Source organism: Rheinheimera tangshanensis (genome assembly GCF_014645135.1).
In the GTDB taxonomy this organism is placed as follows: Bacteria; Pseudomonadota; Gammaproteobacteria; order Enterobacterales; family Alteromonadaceae; genus Pararheinheimera; species Pararheinheimera tangshanensis.
On sequence record NZ_BMLH01000001.1, the window covers coordinates 522,674 to 540,399 of the forward strand.

A 17,726-nucleotide genomic window follows, 5' to 3' on the forward strand; every position below is an offset into this window, starting at 1 on the left:
TAAAGAGGCTGTTTTAATGGCGTTACCTGTATTAATTTGTGACGACTCCTTACTGGCGCGAAAACAAGTCCGTAAATCTCTACCTGAGTCTTTTGATGCTGATATTTTGACAGCAGCTAATGGTGTCGAAGCCCTGACTATTTTACGTAGTCAGGAGATAGGTTTGGTATTTTTAGATCTAACCATGCCGGAGCTGGATGGAATAGGTGTGCTTGAGGCGATAAAACAGGATGGATTGGATTGTTTTGTCATTGTCATTTCAGCTGATATCCAGCCGGAAATGCAAAAGCGGGTCACAGAGCTTGGGGCTTTAGCTTTTATTCACAAACCTGTGAATCCGGAAAAGCTGGTTGTTATTTTAAAACACTATGGATTGATATGAGTACAGTATTCTCTGAAGAACAAAGGGATTGTTTACAGGAGCTGATCAATGTCGCTATGGGTCTGGCCAGCGATAAACTTGCCCGTTTTTTAAATACCTTTGTGCATATACAGGTGCCTGCAATAGAGCTGGTGAACTCTGCACAAATTCCGGCACAATTTGAAGCTCAATACAGTAGTGCTGAAGCCGCTTTAGTCAGTCAGGGATTTTTGGGCAATGATGGGCTTCGGGGTGAGGCTATAGTGTTGTATCAGTTGGAGAATGCCCATCGCATTGCGGCTTTATTAGGGTATGACACGGATAACGCGTCCGAGCTGGAGATGCTGACGGATATTAGCTCTATTTTGACCACCACCTTTTTGAATGGTCTGGCGGAGCAAATTGACAATAGTTTGTCCTATAGCGCGCCCAGAGTTTTATCATCGCGGCAGAATAATATGACTGAAGCCTTAATTGAAACGGCTTGTCACTGGGAACTGGCACTTAGAGTCGATATTAGTTACCAGTTAATTCATCATTCTTTTAACTGCGATATGTTGTTGCTGATCCCAGGAGAAGCTGTGTTAAATATCCAGCAAATTTTGGATCGGATAGTGGAAGAGTATTAATGTCAGACGACTGGTTAACGGGCCCCATATTAGAGCAGCTTAGTAGTGGCGTGCTGGTGGTTGATGAGGAATTTCAACTGGTCTATCTGAATACCTTTTTGCAGCGCCACAGCTCAGTTCAACTGACTGAAGCAAAAGGGAAAAGTCTGTTTAAAGTTTTTGCTGATTTACCAGAAGCATGGCTTAGGCGTAAGTTTGCCTCTGTGCTGGAGTTGCAAAGTCCCTCATTTAGCAGCTGGGAGCAGCGGCAGTATGTGATCAAGTTACCCCATTTACGTCCTGTGACCAGTTCGAGCCAGTATATGGCGCAGAACTGCACCATGTTGCCATTGAATGATCCGTCGGGTCGTCGTCATGTCTGTATGCTGATTGAGGACGCCACTGATGCTTTTGTTTATCAACAGCATCTGCAAACGACTTTACAAAAACTGGAGCAAAGCAATCGTGTGGATGGTTTAACCCAGGCATTAAACCGCCGTTACTGGGAAGAACAGTTAAAGCTTGAAGTCCAACGAGCGCAGCGTTATCAGCAACCTCTGTCGTTGTTATTGTTTGATCTGGATAAATTTAAGCAACTCAATGATCAGTATGGTCATTTAGGCGGAGATTGTGTGCTGATTGAGTTAACAGCCAGAGTTCGGGGTTTATTGCGTGACACCGACTGGTTTGGCCGATACGGTGGTGAGGAGTTTGGCATAGTACTGACCAATACAGCCCTGGCCGGGGCAATGGAAGTGGCCGAACGTATTTGTCTGGCCGTCAGTAGTAAAGCAGTCACATTTAATGAGCACTCTATACAAAGTTCAATCAGTGTTGGTGTAGCGCAGCTTGACGCTGCTGGCGAAAGAGCCCACGAGGTACTGATAGGTCAGGCTGATATGGCGCTTTATAACGCGAAAAGAGAGGGGCGTAACAGGGTGGTCTCCTACAGTGCCGGTGAAACAGAGTTTCAGTTGAAAACCAATTAACGCCCCATTAAATTTAGAATAATCTAAACATTTAGATTGACAGACGTCTAAAACTTTGAGCATATAGACAGTATGAAAAAGACACAAATCCGCAATACACTCACCATTATTATTACCACCAACCCTGCGGGGTAGGAGGTCGGCGGCGTATTGTTTTCAAAAAGGCCCGTGACCTCCCCGTCACGGGCCTTTTTCGTTTAGCAAGGAGTAAAACATGAGGGTGCTTAAGTTTGGTGGTTCGTCTCTGGCGTCGGTAACCCGCTTTCTCGAGGTGGCGGATATAGTACAACAACAAATTGGCAATCAAAGCGTCGGCTTAGTCTTGTCAGCGCCTCAGGGCGTCACCAACTTACTGGTGGAACTGACGGATCTGGCCTTTTTAGGCTCAGATTATCAGCCGCTGTTGCTGCAGTGGAAAAATCGTCTGGCGCAGCATATTGCTGAAGCTTCACTTCGGGTCAATGCGCAGCAGCTGAAGGCTGTGCAACAACTGGCTGACGAGCAGGAACAAAAGCTAACTGAACGTTTGCAAGGCATCAGCTTATTGAGTTATTGCCCTGATCATATCAAGGCACAAATTTTAGGTATGGGTGAGCAGTTCAGTGTTTGCCTGATGACGGCGCTGTTTAAGTCCCGTCAGGTTAACGTGGTGCTGCTGGACTCTGTGGCTTTGGTGAAAAGTCAGGGTGATTATTTAAATGCAGTGGCTGATATTCCTGCTTCGGAGCAAAGCTTTGCAGCCGCTTTAGCGAAGCAATCGGCGCAGGTTTATGTGATGGCAGGTTTTGTCTCGAGCAATGCGCAGGGCGAGCTGTGTTTATTAGGCCGCAATGGTTCTGACTACTCTGCTGCAATAGTTGCTGCCGCGGTCAAAGCTTCAGTCTGTGAAATCTGGACTGATGTCGATGGTGTCTACAGTGCTGACCCACGTCAGGTGAAACAAGCCAAACTGATTGACCATTTATCTTATGACGAAGCCATGGAATTGTCGTATTTTGGTGCCAAAGTGCTGCATCCAAAAACTATTGGTCCATTGGCTCGTTTTCAAATTCCTTGTTATATCAAAAACACCTTAAACCCGTCGGCTCCAGGCACCTGTATTGATGCCGATAACAACGGTGACTCGCTGGTCAAAGGCATTTCCAGTCTGGAGCATCTGGCTCTGATCACAGTCTCTGGCCCTGGCTTAAAAGGCGTAGTCGGTATGGCCTCGCGGGTGTTTGCCACTATGGCGCGTGAGCAGGTATCTGTTAGTTTAATTACTCAGTCGTCTTCTGAATTCAGTATCAGTTTTTGCGTGGCTCAACTGGATTTAGCTGCTGCGAAAAAAGCGCTTGAAGCTGAGTTTGAACTGGAGTTACAAGGCAAGTTGTTGCGTCCGCTGCAAATCTTATCTGATATGGCGATAGTCAGCCTGGTCGGCGATGGTATGCGTCAGCACCGTGGTGTGGCGGCTAAGTTTTTTGCGTCCCTGGCGCAGGCTCGGGTCAATGTGGTAGCTATAGCTCAGGACAGCAGTGAACGTTCTATCTCTGCTGTCGTTGAGCAAAAAGCCTGTCAGAACGCAGTGAAGGTGTGCCATGAAAACTTCTTCAGCCATGTCCCAAGTATCGATGTGTTTCTGGTCGGTTGTGGTGTGGTTGGCAGCGAATTACTGGCGCAGTTCCAGCGTCAGCAAGAGTTTTTACAGCAACGTAATGTCAAGCTGAAGGTGTATGGCATAGCCAATTCCAAAGCCTTATTGCTGGATGAAAAAGGCATTGACCTCAGTCAGTGGCAACAGCAGATGCAGCAGGCCAAAGCTCAGTTTTCTGTGGCAGATTTAAGTCGCTTTGCTCAGGAGCAGCATTTAACTAATCCGGTATTGATCGACTGCAGCAGTGCAGAACCAGTGGCTGATTTGTATGTCGATTTCCTCAAAGCTGGCTTCCATGTGGTCACCCCAAATAAAAAAGCCAATACAGGCTCATTGGATTACTACCATCAACTGCGTCAGGTGGCACAGCAACATCGCCGACGTTTCCTGTATGAAACGACTGTAGGCGCAGGCCTACCGGTGATCGACACCTTACAGGGCTTGTTTAATGCAGGTGACGAGCTGGTGGCTTTTGAGGGGATTTTATCCGGCTCTTTATCCTATATTTTTGGTTTACTGGAGCAGGGCCAGTCTTTATCTGAGGTGACTACTAAAGCCCGGGAATTGGGTTTTACTGAGCCTGACCCTCGTGATGATTTATCCGGTATGGATGTGGCGCGTAAGTTACTGATTATGGCGCGTGAATCTGGTTTGATGCTGAATTTAGCCGATGTCGAAGTGGAAGGTGTATTACCTGCTGATTTTGCGCCAAACACTGACGTACCGACTTTTATGCAAAAGTTACCACAGCTCGACAAAGCTTTTTCTGAACGTATTGCACAGGCCAGAGCTAAAGGTCAGGTGCTGCGTTATATAGGTGAAATCAGTGAAGGTCGTTGCAAAGTCGCTATCAAAGCTTTGGATCTGGATCACCCACTGGCCAAAGTGAAAGACGGTGAAAATGCGCTGGCTATTCATACCCGGTATTACCAGCCTATTCCTTTTGTATTGCGTGGTTATGGTGCTGGTGCTGCGGTCACAGCAGCAGGTGTGTTCAGTGATGTAATGCGGACTTTGTCCTGGCAGCAGGAGATGTAATATGAAGTCGTATTTTGCGCCTGCGTCCACAGGGAATTTTTCTGTTGGCTTTGATTTATTAGGCGCTGCGTTTGAACCAGTTGATGGTTCTTTATTTGGCGATGAACTGCGTATTCACTCTGAGCAAGCTGAACTGAGTTTACAACTGACCGGTCGTTATGTGCATCAGTTGCCAAAAGACACAGACGATAACTTAGTGCTGAAGTGTTTTTATTCCTTTGAAAAGGCGATAGGCCGGACTTTGCCCCGATTGCAACTGGAGCTGGTGAAAAATCTGCCGGTTGGCAGTGGTTTGGGGTCCAGTGCCTGTTCTATTGTCGTGGCCTGTTATGCCTTTAATGACTATTTCGGCAAACCTTTAGCTGACTATCAGTTGTTACAACTGATGGCGCAACTGGAAGGGGGCGTTAGTGGTTCTGTGCATTACGATAACGTGGCGCCGTCCTTTTATGGCGGCTTATTGTTAATGTTACCGGATAGCCCCTTGTTATGCCGGACTTTGCCCTGGTTTGAACATTGGCAAGTGGTGCTTTGTTATCCGGGGACTGTACTGTCGACCAAGGAAGCCCGTGCCGTCTTGCCACAACAATTAACGCTGAAACACAGCATAGCGTTTGCCGGTATGTTAAGCCGTTTTATCAGTGCTTTGTATGCCTGGGATGAAACAGAAGCTTTTGCTGCTTTACAGGACTTGGTGGCGGAGCCTGCCCGTCAGCACCTGATGCCTGAACTGTTGCCTATCCGTGAAGCGTTATCCGCCGAAGGGATCGGTCATGTTGGTATCTCAGGCGCTGGCCCTACGATTTTTGCGGTCTGCCAAAACGATACTCAGGCCCAATTTGCCGCTGATTATTTACAACAGCATTACGCTAAAAACTCAGATGCCATCACGACCATTTGTCGCCTGGCGAGACAAGGCGCACGTGCGCTGTAGGATGTAACTATGCAATTAACAAATACCAAAGTCGCTTCGCAACAAGTTAGTTTTTTAGATGCAGTTCGTATTGGTTTGGGTGAGCAGCAAGGGCTGTTTTTTCCAACCCAGTGGCCAAGTCTGGATATAGATGCGTTATTAGAGCTACCTTTTGTCGAGCGCAGCGCCAAAGTACTGCAAGCTTTAATTGGTGATGAGCTTTCTGCTGAACAAATCCATCAGATGGTAAGCAACGCTTTTCAGTTTCCTGCACCTTTAGCTCAGGTGACGGATGATGTCGCCTGCTTAGAGTTATTTCATGGCCCCACTTTAGCTTTTAAAGACTTTGGTGGCCGTTTTATGGCGCAGGCCCTGATCCAGGCGCAAAAGCAGCAAAATGTCAGCAAAACCACTATAGTCACAGCAACTTCTGGTGATACAGGAGCTGCAGTGGCTCACGCTTTTTATCAGCAAGCTGGTGTTGATGTAGTGATTTTATTTCCAAAAGGAAAAATCAGCCCATTACAAGAAAAGCTGTTTACTACTTTAGGTCACAACATCCATACACTGGCGGTAGAGGCCGATTTTGACCAGTGTCAGGCGCTGGTGAAAGAGGTATTTAACGACCGTGATTTAGTCAAACAGCTGAATATCAACTCAGCCAACTCTATTAATATCAGCCGTTTGTTTGCCCAAATTTGTTATTACTTTGAAGCTGTAGCTCAGGTGCCAAAAGATAAACGCGATCAAATTGTTATTGCCGTGCCTAGTGGTAACTTCGGTAACCTGACTGCAGGTCTAATTGCCAAGGTGTTGGGTTTACCTATCAAACGTATGATAGCGGCCACCAACTTAAACGACACCGTGCCTCGTTACTGGAAGGATGGCCAGTGGGCACCGAACAAGACTGTGGCCACCTTATCTAATGCAATGGATGTCAGCGCACCAAATAACTGGCCACGGGTTGAAGCTTTATTGGCGCAAGGTAAAATTTGCCGCGACGATTTAGAAGCTGTGATGGTGGATGAAGAGGATACCCAAGTGTCGATGCGTCAGCTGGCACATTTAGGTTATGTCAGCGAACCTCACGCTGCTATTGCCTACAAAGCGCTAAAGCGTAGTTTGGAGGACGGCGAGTTTGGTATTTTCTTAGGCACTGCGCATCCGGCTAAATTTAAAGAGCAGGTTGAGAATATCCTCGGCAGCCCTATAGCTCTGCCGCCTGAATTAGCAGCAGTTGCATCAGAGGCAAGTTTAAGTGCAGATATGTCGCCGGATTTTGTACAATTACGCCAATTCTTACTGACTCTGGATAAATAAACTGTGTCTTTAAACTGGCAAGACGTGATTGGGGCTGAAAAAAATCAGCCCTATTTTCTGCAAACTATGGATTACTTAAAGCAACAACGTGCGGCAGGCCAGGTGATTTATCCGCCTGAAGTGCTGGTGTTTAATGCCTTTAAGTTAACGCCTTTTGCACAGATGAAAGTGGTAGTGATAGGGCAGGACCCTTACCATGGTCCAAATCAGGCTCATGGCTTAAGTTTTTCTGTGCCTGCAGGAGTGGCTATTCCACCTTCTTTACGAAATATCTATAAAGAGCTGGCACTGGAATATAGTGATTTCCAAACCCCAAATCACGGTTGTCTGGAAAGCTGGGCACAGCAAGGGGTGTTGTTACTCAATACGGCCTTGACTGTGGTGGCGAACGAAGCCAACTCACACCGTCACTTAGGCTGGGAGCAGTTTACCGATCAGGTGATCCGGGCTATCAGTGCCCATGCAGAAGGCATAGTGTTTTTGTTATGGGGCAGCCATGCGATTAAAAAATCTGCGCTGATTGATAAAACAAAACACCATATTCTGACCGCACCTCATCCATCCCCTTTGTCAGCGCACCGCGGCTTTTTGGGCTGTGGGCACTTTGCCAAGGCAAATGAGTTATTACAACAACAGGGTAAGAGCCCCATTTGTTGGCAGGTATAAATGACCATATATCGGTCAGGGATAAACCCAATCGCTACTGCGTATTCAGAGCCTGAATGACAGCCAAATAAAAAGCCCCGACATTACTGCCGGGGCTTAAATTTAACTTAATTCAATGTTCACTAATTCAGGTTCTATGGTCCAGTCTATGTCTTCTAGTTCTCGTTTTAAGCGCTGGCGTTCTTTGACTGCTTCAATTTCTCGCCACTTGCGTTTGACTGCACGGCTCTTCGTCGCAGGACGCTCCAACATATTCAGTAAGTCTTCGAAGCTTTCCATGGTTGCCCCTCTGAGTTGTTGTTATTTTCAACAAATTAGTACCACACTTTGTCTAAAAATAAAATAACTCTTTGACACAAATATGAACGAAAAATGAATGTTTTTCGTTCATTCAACAGGTTAGCCCAAGTTCAACTGCTTAAATTTTGCGATAAGTGCCTCTGTGGACGCATCAAAGTTATTTTTTTGTTGATCAGATAACACCTGATAAATAGGCGTCGACAGCTGTTTACCCAGCTCAACACCCCACTGATCAAACGAATTGATATTCCACAAAACACCCTGACAAAACACCTTCTGCTCATAAAGCGCTATTAAGGCGCCTAAGTAATAAGGTGATAATTCCGGCAGCAATAAGGTATTACTTGGCTTATTACCGGGCGACACTTTATGTGGTGCCAAAGCAATAGCTTCTGCTTCTGATGCACCGCTTGCCAGCACTTCAGCTTTGGCTTCATCAAAGGTTTTACCTTGCATCAATGCCTGAGTTTGAGCAAAGCAGTGCGCTGCTAATCTGTGGTGATGATCGTTGAGCTCGTGGCTGACTTTGGCCGGCAGAATAAAGTCCGACGGCACAGCCAATGCACTTTGATGCAATAACTGGTGATAGGCATGCTGGCCATTAGTGCCTGCGTCGCCCCAAATTACTGGCGCTGTAGCATCTGTCAGTGGCTTGCCATCCAGATCCACTCCTTTACCGTTGCTCTCCATATCCAGTTGCTGCACATAGGAGGGCAGGAAACGCAAATAGTGGCTGTATGGCAATAAAGCCTGCGCCTGACAACCTTTAGCATTGATATACCAGACGCCAAGCAAAGCCAAAATCACCGGCATATTTTGCTCAAGAGGGGCGTTGATAAAATGCTGGTCCATATCGCGTGCGCCCTTGAGCAGTTGTTGAAACTGTTCCATGCCCAACTGCAATGCCACAGGGAAGCCGATGGCAGACCATAACGAATAGCGACCACCCACCCAGTCCCACATCGGCAGAATATGTTCCGCCACTATGCCAAACTCCGCTGCGGCTTTGATATTGGACGAGGTGGCCCAGAAATGCTGAGCTATAGCGGCTTTATCTGCACCTTTGTCAGTGAACCACTGACGTACAGCCAACGCATTTTGTTTGGTTTCTTCAGTGCCAAAAGACTTAGAGGCGACAAACACCAGGGTAGTGGCAGGGTTTAACCCTTTGACTACATCGGACACTACAGCGCCATCTATATTGCCGGCAAAGTGAATACGTACCGGGCTTTTGTTAAAAGGCGCTAAAGCTTCACAGGCCATTTGTGGGCCTAATAACGAGCCGCCAATACCAATCCAAATCAGATCGGTAATGGCATCGCCCTGATAACCTTTGTAGCTACCCTGATGCAACTGGCCAATCAGCTCTGCCATTTGCGCATGACAAGCCTGAATTTCCGGCTGTAAATCAACACCATCTAACACTAAAGGCGTTTTTGTATCGGCGCGTAATGCCATATGCCAGACGGCACGTTGTTCCGTATTGTTAATTTTATCGCCATGGAGCATCTGCTGAGTTTTGCTTTGAATTTGGCTTTGTTTTGCCAGTTCCAGCAGCTTTTGCCAAATGCCATCTGTGATCAGGTTTTTGGCAAAATCCAGGTGAATACCACAGGCATTGACCTGGAATTTCTCAGCCCGCTTTGGGTCGGCGGCAAACTGCTGACGCAAGGATAAAGGCTGCTGTGCCAGCTGTTTTAATTCAGCCCAAAGTGCAGACGACATCATATAAACTCCTGTAGTGATCCGATGGTGATAAAAATTAAGCCTTTGCTTAGGCTTGTAATTGGGCCTGAATTAAAGTTTCCAGCTTACGTTGGTCCACGGCAAATTTACGGATACCTTCCGATAGTTTTTCGGTCGCCATCGCATCTTCATTCAGTGCCCAGCGGAATTCTGCTTCAGTTAAAGCGGCCGTTTCTTTGGCGGTAGCGCCTGTATCTTTTAGATAAACAGTTAAAGTGCCTTGTTGCTGGTTCAGTTCTTCTAATAAACCCGGGCTGATGGTTAAGCGATCACAGCCTGCCAGAGCCAATACTTCACCGATGTTGCGGAAGCTTGCACCCATCACCACAGTTTTATGGCCATAGCTTTTGAAGTAACGGTAAATTTCACGCACAGAAACCACTCCAGGATCAGTTTCTGCTGTGTAGTCTTGTTTGGTGTTGGCTTTGTACCAATCCAGAATACGACCGACAAAAGGGGAAATTAAAAATACACCAGCTTCAGCACAGGCTCGGGCTTGCGCCATATGGAACAGCAGCGTCAGGTTGCACTGAATACCTTGTTGTTCGAGTTGGCGGGCGGCCTGAATGCCTTCCCAGGTAGAGGCTATTTTGATCAAAATCCGATCTTTGCTGATACCATTTTCTTCATACAAAGCAACCAGTTGCAGCGCCTTATTGATGCTGGCCTGGGTATCAAAAGATAAACGCGCATCCACTTCAGTCGAAACACGGCCTGGCACTAACTTGCTGATCTGAGTGCCGATATCGACCGCAAACTTATCACTGGCTATGCTGACTTGAGTCGCCAGATCTGAGCTTTTGCTTTTGGCATAAGCCACGGCCTGAGCTAATAACGGCTTGGAAAACTCCAGCTGGCTGGCGTTTAGTAATAAAGATGGGTTTGTCGTTGCGTCTACAGGGCGGAATTGTTCAATGGCGCCTAAATCACCACTGTCGACCACTACTGTAGTCACTGCTTTTAGCTGTTCTAGTAAAGTGCTCATATTGTTTTATTACCGTTTTTCTGATCACAAGTCAGTGATGTGGGGCTTAATACTAAATAAATGTAGGAAAATTACAACACAAAAGCAGGCTTTTGCGGCAAGTTTCTCTCATTCGGAATTCTGTTTAGTTTACTGGCTACAGCCTTATTTTATAAGCTCTGCAGCCGGATCAAAGCTTACCATGAAAAAAACTAAAAACCATGTCAAAGCCGCGTCCGTATTGAGTTTTGTTGTCGAGCTCTGCCATAGTTTTTGTTATAGTCGCTTTATCTTGCTGTATAGGAAACCAAAACCCATGTTGATGGTGATATCACCCGCCAAAGATTTAGATTATCAAAGCCCATTATCTGTCACTGCTTTTACTCAACCCGCGTTGCTGGATCAAAGTGTGGAGTTGATGCCTTATTGCCGTACACTGACTCCTGCTCAGTTATCCAGCCTGATGCATATTAGTGATAAGCTGGCAGGTCTGAATGCGGCGCGGTTTGCACAGTGGTCCACACCTTTTAAACCGGACAATGCCCGTCAGGCTCTGTTTGCTTTTAATGGGGATGTCTATCAGGGCTTGCAAGCGTCCAGCCTGAAACAAAAAGATTTGGACTATGCCCAGCAGCATTTACGCATTTTAAGTGGTTTGTATGGTGTATTACGGCCTTTGGATCTGATGCAGCCATATCGATTGGAGATGGGAACTTCTCTGGCAACTGGCCGTGGCAGCAATTTGTATCAGTTCTGGGGCGACCGCATCAGTACTGAACTGAATCAACAGCTGGAGCAGTTAAATTCAGCAATGCTGCTGAACTTAGCCTCGCAGGAATACTTTAAAGCCGTCGATAAAAAAACGCTGAAAGCCAAAGTATTGAATGTTGAATTTAAAGATTTCAAAAATGGCCAGTATAAAATTATCAGCTTTTTCGCTAAAAAAGCCCGTGGTTTGATGGCGCGTTATGTCATTGAGCAGCAGATTGATCAGGTCGAAGGCCTTAAGCAATTTAACAGCGCTGGCTATCAGTTTAGCAGCACCGAATCCAAAGCCGATAAACTGGTGTTTACACGGATGCAACAGCAAGACTAAAACTTCTGGCTATCTTCGCGAAATAACCGAAAAAGCCGCGGAAAACTGCGGCTTTTTCCTGCGCTTTTTTAATTGGCTTTTGCTAAAATGCGCGGCTCTATTGATCCGAGTGTTGCCCTATGAAATTCCCTGGTCGTCGTAAACTCAAACATTATTTTCCCGTGTCTCAGCCTAAGCTGGCTTTACCCAGCTACGAAGTGCGGCCTGAACTGGACACTTATATTGTGGGTTTGGACCAAACTATAGTGGATGTGATTGCCAACGTCAGCGACGAGTTCCTTGAAAAATACGGCATAGGTAAAGGTTTATCTAATCTGGTTGAACATGGCAAAGCCGATTTGATCTATCAGGAACTGGTGGGTTCCAATGCGATTTCTGATCACTTTGCCGGCGGCACCATAGGCAATACAGTGCATAACTACTCAGTGCTGGCGGACGACAAGTCGGTATTGCTGGGCGTGATGTCGTCCAATATTCAGCTGGGTTCTCCGGCTTATCACTATTTATGCCATACCAGCAGTAAAGTCGACATGAACCACTTACAGGGAGTGCCTGGTGATATTGGTCGTGGTATTACTATGATCACCCCAGATGGCGAGCGCACTTTTGTTATCGATCCGGGCGACATGGACGAATTAACACCTGCTTATATTCCAACAGATATTATTGCCAAAGCCGCTGCTATAGTGGTCAGTGCTTATCCGCTGCGCGCTACTGACCAGCCTATTCAACAGGCTATGGTGAAAATGTTGTCCGATGCAAAAGTTGCAGATGTGCCTGTGGTGATGAGTTTAGGCACTAAACATTTAGTGGAAGAGCATAGGGAGCTGATTCAGCAAACTCTGGCGCAGTACGTTAATGTGCTGGCGATGAATGAGCTGGAAGCCGAAGCCTTGACTGGTTTTGCTGATCCTTTGCTTGCGGCAGAAGCAGCGCTAGATTATGTCGATATGGTGCTGCTGACCGCAGGTCCGGAGGGCTTGTATTTGTGTGGTTATACTGACGCTTCGGTTAAACGCGAGACCACCAACCCAATCAAATCCGGTGCTTTGGCAGACTACAACGAATTTGAGTTCAGCCGTCCTATGCAGAAAAAAGACTGCCAGCAGCCGGTCAAAGTCTATTCGCATATCGACCCTTATTTGGGTGGACCTGAGCGGATTAAAAACACCAACGGCGCAGGCGATGGCGCTTTAGCGGCGATTTTGCATGATATAGCAGCCAATCATTTTCACCGTCAAACCTTGCCTCTGTCCAGTAAACATGAACAACCTTATCTGGCCTATTCGTCTTTTGCCCAGATCTGTAAATACGCCAACCGCGTTAGTTACGCCATTCTGGTGCAAAATGCGCCACGCTTGTCTAAAGGCTTACCTGAGAAAGAGGACTCGCTGGAAGAAAGTTACTGGGACAGATAATAGAGTAACAGCCAGTTACAAATTCAGCGCAGAAGGCCGGCATGTCCGGTCTTCTTATTTTTAGCGTCTTTCTATATAGTGCCGGTGACTTTTTCTGCTGCTGTACAAGGATGCCTGAATGCTGCGTTGGTTTTTTCTCTGGATCGCTGTTTTTTCCTGTGCTGCTATCGCCGATATTCAAATCCCAAAAACCACTGAAACTATCAGCATTGATGGTGACTTATCTGATGCTGCCTGGGCGCAAGCCAACAAAGTACAGATAGAGATTAACAGCTGGCCATCGGAAAATACCCCAGCTCCGGTCGAAACCGAAGCTTTGCTGCTGGAAAACGGCGAGTATTTTTATCTGGCCTTTAAAGCCAAAGATCCCAACCCTTCGCAAATCCGTGCTTTTTTAAAAGACAGAGACAATGTCTGGGAAGATGATTTAGTCGGCATCAAAATTGACAGCTACAACGATCAAAAATTGGCCTATCAGTTTTTCAGTAACCCGCTGGGTGTGCAGGCAGATGCGATAGAGAATGAGGTCACTGGCGATGAAAGTGATGCCTGGGATGGGATTTGGCACAGCGTAGGTCAACTGACCCCTGATGGCTATCAGGTAGAAATTGCTATCCCGCTACGTATTTTAAACTTTAATGACAAATTGGCACTGCAGCAATGGCGTATTGAGCTGGTGCGGTTTTATCCAAGGGATCTAAAACACCGCTTATCCAGCAATAAAATTGAGCGGGTAAATCCGTGCTGGATTTGCCAAATGCGTGTCGCTACGGGTTTTTCCGGTGCCAAACAAGGCAGTCATTTTAGTGTGGTGCCCTCTTTAGTCACAGGTGCAAGTCAGCAACGTGATGTAACAGCTGACGCGAAAACAGACTGGCAGACAGAACCCAATACCGAAGTCAGTCTGGATTTAAAATGGGGCATCACACCGGACATTAACCTCAATGCCACACTCAATCCTGACTTTTCTCAGGTCGAAGCTGATGTGGCACAAGTTTCAATGAACGACACCTTCTCGTTATTTTTTGACGAAAAACGTGCATTTTTCCTTGATAACCAGGATTACTTCAGCTCACCGCTGGATTTGGTGTACACCCGCAATATTGGGGCTCCTGATACAGGCGCTAAGCTGACGGGTAAACAACAGCAGCATTCCTTTGCTTTTTTTGCCGCGAATGATGAAAAAACTACCTTTATCGTACCGGGCAACCTGGGTTCTGATGTTGCAATCCTGGATGAAGAAAGCACCAATGCTGTATTTCGATACCGCTACGATTTAAGTGCTGACTTGTCTTTGGGCTGGATCAGCAGCTTGCGGCAAAGCGACAGCTATCACAACAACTTAGCTGGTCTGGATCTGAAGTATAAATTCACCGATCAGGATCAATTGGTGTTGCAGTATTTATATGCCGACTCAGCCTATTCAGCAGCCTTACGCCAGAGCTTTGCAGATTCAGAGGCGGGTTTACGCCTGGCAGATGATTTATCCGATCCGGCTTACTTTTTGATGTATGAGCACGATGACGGGGCTTGGTTCTGGAATACCGAATACCTGGCGCTGGAACAAGACTTTCGCGCTGATATGGGCTATATGCCACAAACCGACTTTCATAAATTTGTGCAGGGTTTGGGCTATCAGTGGTTTTCTGACAACAACTGGTGGAACAGGGCGATTTTGAGCGGCGACTGGGATATCAGCCATAATGCCAATAATGAACTCTTGGAAAAAGAAGCAGAGCTATTTTTGGAGTTATGGGGTCCACAACAAAGCTTTTTCTCTGTGAGTCTTGCCGACAGAGATAAAACAGGTCCTCGTCTGAATAACAACTCGCTGGCTATTGATGGCAATACACTGATGTTTAACGAACAAAGACTGACCACTTTTGCCGAATTCAGGCCTTTACCTGCGCTTTATGCCAATGCCGAAGTAGAGCTGGGAGATGCCATAGATTACCGCAACAACAGGCTGGGCGAGCTGGTGCAGTTCGCACCGGAAATCAGCTGGAACGCCACTACACATTTGCAAGTTGAAGCCCGCCATACCTACAGATATTTAGAGGCTGATGGTGCCGAGGTCTTTACCGCCAACCTGACTGACTTGCGATTTAGCTATCAGTTTTCAGTGCGTAGTCTGTTGCGCCTGACTTTAATTTACAGCGATATTGTGCAGAACCCGCTGAATAATCCGGGTCTTACCCAGCAATTGGAGCGTAGCTTGGGTAGTCAGTTGTTATATTCTTACAAACTGAATCCACAGACCTTATTTTTCGCCGGATACAGCGATAATGCCTATCAGGATGATGAATTAACCAGTTTGGAGCGGGATCAGCGTTCTGTCTTTATGAAGTTCAGTTACGCCTGGTTGCTTTAACAAATCGTGACATAGTTCTGGCAGAAAAAGCTTTACAGCCTAAAGACTTCACTTTTATGCTGACTTTACAGAGCATGGAGTTGGGTAGTCAGAAGTGATGCGTTGGAAGCTTGTTTGTATCATTGGAATAATGCTTTGTTGTAGCCACCAGTTGCAGGCTAAATCACAGGACGTATATTTCCAGAGTAAAATGTCACCGGACTGGTTAAGCACCACACCAACTACAATCGAAAGTCTTGAGCTGAAGTTAATGCGGTTGATTTTGGCGCAAAGCTCTGATTTAACTCCGCATTTCCGTCAGGTTAATCACACTAAAGCTACGGAGTTGACTCGTACCCAGTCTTCCAGTTGTATGGCCAGTATCTTAAAAAATCCACAACGAGCTGCCGAGTTTATTTTCAGCCAACCGCTTTTAGCGACGGAAGGATTAAGACTTTATCTGCCTATTGAAAGTCCGTTACATACCAAACTACAATCCCGGCTAAAGCTCTGGGGTGGCAAAGTGCAGCTGCGGGATTTGTTGTTGACTGAATCAGGTTTTGTGTTAGGACTGGATCAGGAACGCTCCTACGGTGCAGGGTTGGATGTGCTATTAAAAGAAAAAGTACTTCGGCGTAGTTTGTACTTTAAACAAAGTGGCGCTCAGATTGCGCAGCTCTGGCCCATGTTGCAGCAGGGCCGAGTGTCAGCTGTACTGGAATATCCTTTTATGTTGGCAACGACAGATGCCAGTAGGCTGCACAGTTATGAAGTCGCTGAAGCCGAACCTTTGCAACTGGGTTATTTTGCTTGTAATAAAAGTGAAACTGGTCAGGCTATTATCAATAGTCTGGATCAAAGCATCCAGGCTTTGGTAGGTACCCAGGCTTATCTGGATTTGCATTTAACGACAGTACCGACAGAGCGGCAGCAGGCGTTTATACAAAATTACAATCAGCTAATGCTGGGTAAGCTAAATTAAGTGAGCACCAGCCAACCCGATGTAGTTCGCCTTTTGATGCAGCTGACTATATCGGGTCAGGGCAAAGAATTAACCTTTGGCCTTAGCGGCTTTTTTCAGCGCTTTTTTCTTCGCTGCTGTTTTAGGTTTTTTCTGTTTAGTCGGCGCTTTGGCTTCTTTGTGTTTAGGGCGTAAGCCTTCAATAAAGCGGCGTTTGAGTGGCTGCTCTGTATAACGCTCTACTTTCCCTACCACACCAATATCGTGAGCTTCTACTAACGAAATAGCAGTGCCTTTTTTACCAGCGCGGCCGGTACGGCCAATTCGGTGCACATAGACATCGGCAGTACGTGGCATATCGTAGTTAATCACATGAGTGATATCGTCAATATCCAGACCACGAGCCGCTATATCGGTCGCCACCAGAATACGCACCTGATTGTTACTAAAACGTGCCAAAGCAGTCTGACGTTTGTCCTGTGCCATTTCGCCCTGTAACCAGCAACATTTTAAACCTGCGGCTTCAAGCTGACCTGTTAAGGTGGCTAAACGTTCACGAGTCTTCACAAAGACGATGACTTTGCTGACATCTTCTTGCTTCAGAATATGGATAAGCAGCGCCAGTTTATGTTCGGCATCGTCAGCAGCATGCATCCACTGCTGAATCTTGGCTTTTTCGCGACGTGGTGGCGCGGCTTCAATCAGCACAGGTTCACGTAAAGCGCGCTCCGAAAACTTATTGACGCCATTACCATCCAAAGTGGCGGAGAACAACATGGTCTGACGACGACGTTTGGCTTCGAGAATAATGCGGTTCATCTCACCAACAAAACCCATATCCAGCATACGGTCGGCTTCGTCGAGGATCAGCACTTCTACTTCGTCGGCATGGAAACTTTCGTTATCCAGATATTCAATTAAACGACCTGGTGTAGCCACCAGAATATCGTTGTTTTTTTCTAAGGTTTCTTTGTGACTGCCGTAGTTGATACCGCCAGTGATCACACCAGCGTGCAGGTCGGTCAGCATAATCAGCTGCTGCACCTGTTCAAAAATCTGGTAGGCCAGTTCACGGGTTGGCGTCATGATGAGTACACGGGCAAAACCCGGATCGCGGCGCGGAAAATCCAGCAGGTACTGAATAGCCGGCAATAAAAACGCCAGCGTTTTGCCTGTGCCTGTAGGTGCACTGGCCAGTATGTCGCGGCCTTCCAAAGCCACAGGAATAGCCAGTTTCTGAATGCTGGTCGCTTCTTTAAAACCCGCTTTACTCAGGGTTTTCTCTAAGCTGTCATCCAGTTGAAACTCAGCAAAGGTCATTTTTTCCTGTGCAGTGTTGATTTCGCTCACGCTGTTCTTA

At 46.7% G+C, this 17,726-nt stretch carries 15 protein-coding genes; 11 read left to right on the forward strand and 4 right to left on the reverse strand.

Features of this window, described 5'->3' with window-relative positions; translation table 11 throughout:
• The first annotated feature begins 16 nt into the window (after window positions 1-16).
• From IEW88_RS02405 to ung, 7 genes are all read left to right on the forward strand, one after another.
• Window positions 17-382, forward strand: a complete 366-nt coding sequence (locus IEW88_RS02405) for a response regulator (RefSeq protein WP_053425661.1) — start codon at window positions 17-19, stop codon at window positions 380-382.
• Window positions 379-990, forward strand: coding sequence for a chemotaxis protein (locus tag IEW88_RS02410; protein ID WP_147902887.1), 612 nt, complete (start codon window positions 379-381; stop codon window positions 988-990). The genes IEW88_RS02405 and IEW88_RS02410 overlap by 4 nt, the downstream gene beginning before the upstream one ends.
• Window positions 990-1,958 (forward strand): sensor domain-containing diguanylate cyclase, encoded by a 969-nt coding sequence (locus IEW88_RS02415; protein WP_147902886.1) that lies wholly within the window; start codon window positions 990-992, stop codon window positions 1,956-1,958. The genes IEW88_RS02410 and IEW88_RS02415 overlap by 1 nt, the downstream gene beginning before the upstream one ends.
• A 214-nt stretch (window positions 1,959-2,172) precedes the next feature.
• On the forward strand, window positions 2,173-4,632 hold the full coding sequence (gene thrA, locus IEW88_RS02420; RefSeq protein ID WP_147902885.1) for a bifunctional aspartate kinase/homoserine dehydrogenase I: 2,460 nt from the start codon (window positions 2,173-2,175) through the stop codon (window positions 4,630-4,632).
• Window position 4,633: 1 nt separating this feature from the next.
• Entirely contained in the window at window positions 4,634-5,566 is a 933-nt protein-coding gene (thrB, locus tag IEW88_RS02425; RefSeq protein ID WP_147902884.1) for a homoserine kinase, read from the forward strand.
• Between the two features lie 9 nt (window positions 5,567-5,575).
• On the forward strand, window positions 5,576-6,865 hold the full coding sequence (gene thrC / locus IEW88_RS02430) for a threonine synthase (protein ID WP_147902883.1): 1,290 nt from the start codon (window positions 5,576-5,578) through the stop codon (window positions 6,863-6,865).
• Between the two features lie 3 nt (window positions 6,866-6,868).
• Entirely contained in the window at window positions 6,869-7,531 is a 663-nt protein-coding gene (gene ung / locus IEW88_RS02435; RefSeq protein ID WP_147902882.1) for a uracil-DNA glycosylase, read from the forward strand.
• Between the two features lie 102 nt (window positions 7,532-7,633).
• On the opposite strand, the gene IEW88_RS02440 is transcribed toward ung, so the two are convergent.
• The 3 genes from IEW88_RS02440 to tal form a co-directional block, all read right to left on the reverse strand.
• Window positions 7,634-7,810, reverse strand: coding sequence for a DUF3545 family protein (locus tag IEW88_RS02440; RefSeq protein ID WP_082335833.1), 177 nt, complete (start codon window positions 7,808-7,810; stop codon window positions 7,634-7,636).
• Between the two features lie 120 nt (window positions 7,811-7,930).
• Complete coding sequence (pgi, locus tag IEW88_RS02445; RefSeq protein ID WP_221411342.1) at window positions 7,931-9,559, reverse strand: glucose-6-phosphate isomerase; 1,629 nt, start codon at window positions 9,557-9,559, stop codon at window positions 7,931-7,933.
• A 46-nt stretch (window positions 9,560-9,605) separates the two neighbouring features.
• Window positions 9,606-10,562 carry a transaldolase gene (tal, locus tag IEW88_RS02450; RefSeq protein ID WP_147902881.1) on the reverse strand — a complete coding sequence of 319 codons (957 nt, stop codon included), beginning with the start codon at window positions 10,560-10,562 and terminating at the stop codon, window positions 9,606-9,608.
• A 181-nt stretch (window positions 10,563-10,743) separates the two neighbouring features.
• Between tal and yaaA the strand changes: the two genes are divergently transcribed.
• The 4 genes from yaaA to IEW88_RS02470 all read left to right on the forward strand — a co-directional run bounded on the left by yaaA (window position 10,744) and on the right by IEW88_RS02470 (window position 16,387).
• Complete coding sequence (gene yaaA / locus IEW88_RS02455; protein WP_229670246.1) at window positions 10,744-11,637, forward strand: peroxide stress protein YaaA; 894 nt, start codon at window positions 10,744-10,746, stop codon at window positions 11,635-11,637.
• A gap of 119 nt (window positions 11,638-11,756) precedes the next feature.
• Window positions 11,757-13,055, forward strand: coding sequence for an inosine/guanosine kinase (locus IEW88_RS02460; RefSeq protein WP_053425669.1), 1,299 nt, complete (start codon window positions 11,757-11,759; stop codon window positions 13,053-13,055).
• Between the two features lie 118 nt (window positions 13,056-13,173).
• Window positions 13,174-15,426: a carbohydrate binding family 9 domain-containing protein gene (locus tag IEW88_RS02465; RefSeq protein WP_147902880.1), complete on the forward strand. Its 2,253-nt coding sequence runs from the start codon at window positions 13,174-13,176 to the stop codon at window positions 15,424-15,426.
• A gap of 190 nt (window positions 15,427-15,616) precedes the next feature.
• Window positions 15,617-16,387 carry a hypothetical protein gene (locus tag IEW88_RS02470; RefSeq protein WP_147902879.1) on the forward strand — a complete coding sequence of 257 codons (771 nt, stop codon included), beginning with the start codon at window positions 15,617-15,619 and terminating at the stop codon, window positions 16,385-16,387.
• 69 nt (window positions 16,388-16,456) lie between these two features.
• Here the strand turns inward: IEW88_RS02470 and srmB are convergent, their stop codons facing one another.
• Window positions 16,457-17,716, reverse strand: a complete 1,260-nt coding sequence (gene srmB, locus IEW88_RS02475) for an ATP-dependent RNA helicase SrmB (RefSeq protein WP_229670248.1) — start codon at window positions 17,714-17,716, stop codon at window positions 16,457-16,459.
• Window positions 17,717-17,726 lie beyond the last annotated feature (10 nt).